The organism is Dyella sp. 01N36 (assembly GCF_056399745.1).
Genome location: NZ_JBFTRY010000236.1, coordinates 1 through 4695, shown reverse-complemented (window position 1 = coordinate 4695; position 4695 = coordinate 1). Strand labels below are relative to the sequence as shown.

Genomic DNA, 4695 nt, shown 5'->3' with positions numbered 1-4695 from the left:
GACCTGCACTTCGTTCTTGAACTCTTCCGGGAACAGCGGGCGCACCGGACGATCGATCAGACGCGAGGTCAGCGTCTCCTTCTCGGTCGGGCGGCCTTCGCGCTTGAAGAAGCCACCCGGGATRCGGCCCGCGGAGTAGAACTTCTCGACGTAGTCGACGGTGAGCGGGAAGAAATCCTGCCCTTCCTTCGCCTTGGCATTGGCCACCACGGTGACCAGCACAACCGTGCCGCCCATGCTGACCATGACGGCACCCGAAGCCTGGYGGGCGATTTCGCCCGTCTCCAGTGTGACTTCGTGATTACCGAACTGGAATGACTTGGTTACTTTCGCCACTGTCTTTTCCTGAATTGGGAAGTGCGGCCAGAGTTGGCCGCTTTTTGATCTTCGCGATCACGAATGAACGCGAACACCAACACTTAGCGACGGAGGCCGAGGCGCTCGATGAGGCCCTGGTAACGAGCCAGGTCACGATCCTTCAGGTAGGCAAGCAGACGCTTGCGCTGGTTGACCAGCTTCAGCAGGCCACGGCGGGAATGGTGATCCTGCTTGTGCTCTTTGAAGTGGCCGGTGAGGTGGTCGATGCGAGCCGACAGCAGGGCGACCTGCACTTCCGGCGAACCCGTATCGTTCGGCACGCGGCCGAAGTCAGCGATGATTTTGCCGGTCTGTTCAGCGGTAAGGGACATTGGTATCTCTTCCTAAAAAAGCGGTGCGAAGCTTGCGCAACATCACGTGGGTGACGTTGCGCAAGCTTCGCCTAGATGAATGAAAAGTCTGGAACAAGCTCCGTATTGTAGCGACCGGAGCCCTATGACAACAAGACCGTCATAGTCAGTGCTTATGTTTGCCATCTGCGGGCAGGTTAAAACCCCGCACGATGCACAGTTTCCCGCCCACCGCCTCGCTCAGGGCAAGCAGGCGACCGTCGTCGGCGAATACGGCATGCCGACCGGTCAGGGCCGGATCCACCGGAATCTGCTGGCCCTGTGAGACAGCCAGGCTGCGCTCGGCGTCCAGGTGCATGGCGGGCAGATCGGCCAGGGCCGCGGAAACCGGCAGCAAGAGCGGCAGCAGCACATCGTCGCCCTGCTCCAGCGCCGCCTGCAGCTGCTCCACCGTCACCATGGCCGGCTCCCGGAACGGTTCGACCCACAGCCGGCGCAACGCCGTCAGATGGGCGCCGCAGCCCAGGTCCTCGCCCAGGTCGACGGCCAGACTGCGCACATAGGTCCCCGAGCCGCATTCCACGTAAAGCGTGAGGCTGTCGTGGGTACGCGACACCACCTCCAGCCGGTAGACCTCTACCTCGCGCGAGGGCACATCCACGGCCTCGCCGCGACGCGCCTTCACGTACAGCGGCTCGCCGTCGAGCTTGATGGCTGAATAGATGGGCGGCACCTGGGTGATACGTCCGCGCAGCTTGGCCAGCGAAGCTTCGATAGCGTCGTCGGTGAGCGCGGGCACCGGCCGCTCCAGCACGATCTCGCMTTCGAGATCCGCGGTCGAGGTGGTGGCGCCCAGCCGGCACTCGGCCAGATAGGCCTTGCGCGAGCCCAGCAGCATGCCGGCCAGCTTGGTCGCCTCGCCGAAGCACARCGGCAACAGSCCGGTGGCCAGCGGATCGAGCGCGCCGGTGTGGCCGCCCTTCTCCGCCCGGAAAATACCTTTGCGGACCAGCTGCAGGGCCGCGTTGGAGCTCAACTCCAGCGGCTTGTCCAATAGCACGATGCCGTGCAGGTCGCGAAATCGAATCTTCCGCTTCATGGAAGTTTTACTCATGGAGCCTGTTCTACATMTGGCATGTGCGCCGCCTATACCCTCACCGTCGTTCCGGCGCAGGCCGCAATGACGTGGGGAAGAGACGAATGTCGAGGCGAGATAGGAAGCCGACGCTCAGCCCTTCTCGCCTTCGCCCTCGCCTTCCTCATCGGCAGCCGGCATGCGTGCAGCCTCCTGCCGCAACAGGCTCTCGATGCGCTCGCCCTTGTCGACCGAATCGTCGTACTTGAAACGCAGCTCAGGCACGCGACGCAGGCGCATCGAGCGCGACAGCTCGCGGCGGAATTCCACCGCCAGCTCCTTCAGCGCCTTCATGGCTTCAACGGAACGCTCCGGCTGCAAGGCCGTGATCCACACCGTGGCCCAGTCGAGATCGCGGGTGACTTCCACGTCCGACACGCTCATCAACGGCAGGCCGTGATCGCGCACGGCGGCATGGACCAGCAGGCCCAGTTCGCGGCGCAGTTCGGCGCCGACGCGGTCGGTACGTTTGAAATCGCGTGAGGGCATGACGCACTCCTAGGTGTTTGCGTTCATCCGTGAACGCGAAGGTCAAAAAGCGGCCGTCCCTGGCCGCACTCATCCATTTAGAGCACGCCAGCACGGCGTGTCCTGAAAAACAAAGCGAGCGATGTGGTCATCCACACCGCCCGCCTCAATACCACCACTGCGAGGGTCGGCCCGACGTGCGGACCGGCCACTGTTACAGCGTGCGGGCAACCTCGATACGCTCGAAGCATTCGATCTGGTCACCGGCCTTGACGTCGTTGTACTGCTTCACGGCGATACCGCATTCCATGCCGTTGCGCACTTCGTCGACCAGGTCCTTGAAGCGACGCAGCGATTCCAGTTCGCCCTGGAAGACCACCGTGTTGTCGCGCAGCACGCGGATCGGCTTGCTGCGCTTGACCGTGCCTTCGATGACCATGCAACCGGCCACTGCACCGAACTTGGAGCTGCGGAACACTTCACGCACCTGCGCGATGCCGATGATCTCTTCGCGAATCTCCTTGCCAAGCAGACCCGAAGCGGCCTRCTTCACCTGGTCGATCACGTCATAGATGATCGAGAAGTAGCGGACATCCAGGCCCGAGGTATCGATCACCTTGCGCGCCGAAGCATCCGCACGGACGTTGAAGCCGATCACCAGCGCCTTGGAGGCGGCGGCGAGCGTGGCGTCGGACTCGGTGATGCCACCGACGCCGGCGGCGATCACATTGACCTTCACGTTCTCGTTGCCGATCTGGCTGAGCGATTCGCGCAGCGCCTGCACCGAACCCTGCACGTCGGCCTTGACCAGGATGTTGAGCGTCTGCTGCTCGGCGCCCTGGGCCATCTGCGCCATGATGTCTTCAAGGCGGTTGGCCTTGCTGACCATGCGCGTTTCGCGACGCTTGAGCTGGCGCTCGGCGGCCACTTCACGGGCGAGGCGTTCGTCTGCCACCACCACGAAGTCGTCGCCGGCTTCCGGCACGCCGGACAGACCCAGCACCTGCACCGGAATCGACGGACCAGCTTCCTGCACGGTCTTGCCGGCTTCGTCGATCAGCGCACGCATGCGGCCGTACTCGATACCGCAGACGACGAAATCGCCGCGCTTGAGCGTGCCCTGCTGCACCAGCACCGTCGCCACCGGGCCGCGACCGCGGTCCAGGCTGGATTCGATCACCACGCCGGAGGCGGGGCCATCTTCCACGGCGGTCAGCTCCATCACTTCGGCCTGCACCGAAATGGCGTCGAGCAGGTCGTCGATGCCCATGCCGGTCTTGGCCGAGACGGCCACGAACGGGGTGTCACCGCCCCACTCTTCCGGAATCACTTCCAGATTGCCGAGGCCTTGCTTGACGTGGTCCGGATTGGCGTCGGACTTGTCCATCTTGTTGAGCGCCACGATCAGCGGCACCTTGGCGGCGCGTGCATGCTGCACGGCTTCGGCCGTCTGCGGCATGACGCCGTCGTCGGCTGCCACGACCAGCACCACGATATCGGTGGACTGGGCGCCGCGGGCACGCATCGACGTAAACGCCGCATGGCCCGGGGTGTCGAGGAAGGTGATCACGCCCTTGGGCGTTTCCACGTGGTACGCRCCGATATGCTGCGTGATGCCACCGGCTTCGCCCGAGGCGACCTTGGTGCGGCGGATGTAATCGAGCAGCGAGGTCTTGCCGTGGTCGACGTGGCCCATGATGGTGACCACCGGCGGACGCGGCTTCTTCTCGCCCTCGAGCTCGGCGTTCTGCGTGTGGGCAGCCAGCGCGGCTTCGGCGTTGTTCTCGCTTGCCGCCACCGGGGTGTGGCCCAGCTCTTCGACCACCAGCACCGCGGTGTCGTGGTCGATGGTCTGGTTGATGGTGGCCATCACGCCCATCTTGAAGAGGGCCTTGACCACTTCCGAACCCTTGACCGCCATCTTGTTGGCCAGATCGGCCACCACGTTGTGGTCACCGATCACGACTTCACGCACCACCGCAGCGGTGGGACGGGTGAAGCCATGCGGGCCGCTGGAGGACGGGCTGCTATACCGCGAGGTATCGCGGCTCGGGCCACGGCCGGACTTGCCGCCACGCTTGTTGTTGCTGGAGCGGCGCGCACGGTCGGCGTCGCTCAGGTGCATCTCGCCTGCCGCAAAGCGCTTGCCACCAGGGCCTTCCTCGCGCTCGCGGGCATAACGGGTCTTGTTGCTGCTGCCGGCCGGTGCCGCGGCGCCAGCCGCAGCATTGGGGGCACCCGGCGTGCGGGCTGCAGCTGCGGCGGGCGCTGCTGCCGCCGGAGCGGGCGCAGGGGCCGGCGCGGGCGCGGGGGCCACAACCACGACCTTCTTCTCGCGACGACGCGGCTCGTGGATGGTCGGCACGATCATGCCCAGCGCACTGTGATCGATGCGCTGGACCGACTGTTCGACCGGTGCCTGCT

At 64.8% G+C, this 4695-nt stretch carries 4 protein-coding genes and 1 pseudogene; all 5 read right to left on the bottom strand.

What is annotated here, in order from left to right; all coding sequences use genetic code 11:
- Nucleotides 1–336: pseudogene (locus AC1DMG_RS19975) on the bottom strand (polyribonucleotide nucleotidyltransferase); the annotation flags it as partial.
- An 83-nt stretch (nucleotides 337–419) separates the two neighbouring features.
- The gene (gene rpsO / locus AC1DMG_RS19970) at nucleotides 420–689 is read right to left on the bottom strand and encodes a 30S ribosomal protein S15 (protein ID WP_102304155.1); all 270 of its coding nucleotides are present in this window, start codon (nucleotides 687–689) and stop codon (nucleotides 420–422) included.
- A gap of 145 nt (nucleotides 690–834) precedes the next feature.
- Complete coding sequence (truB, locus tag AC1DMG_RS19965; RefSeq protein ID WP_477180967.1) at nucleotides 835–1767, bottom strand: tRNA pseudouridine(55) synthase TruB; 933 nt, start codon at nucleotides 1765–1767, stop codon at nucleotides 835–837.
- Nucleotides 1768–1896: 129 nt separating this feature from the next.
- On the bottom strand, nucleotides 1897–2292 hold the full coding sequence (rbfA, locus tag AC1DMG_RS19960) for a 30S ribosome-binding factor RbfA (RefSeq protein WP_441604075.1): 396 nt from the start codon (nucleotides 2290–2292) through the stop codon (nucleotides 1897–1899).
- A 193-nt stretch (nucleotides 2293–2485) separates the two neighbouring features.
- Nucleotides 2486–4695: translation initiation factor IF-2 (gene infB, locus AC1DMG_RS19955; RefSeq protein ID WP_477180966.1), on the bottom strand; the 2210-nt coding region annotated here is incomplete at its 5' end.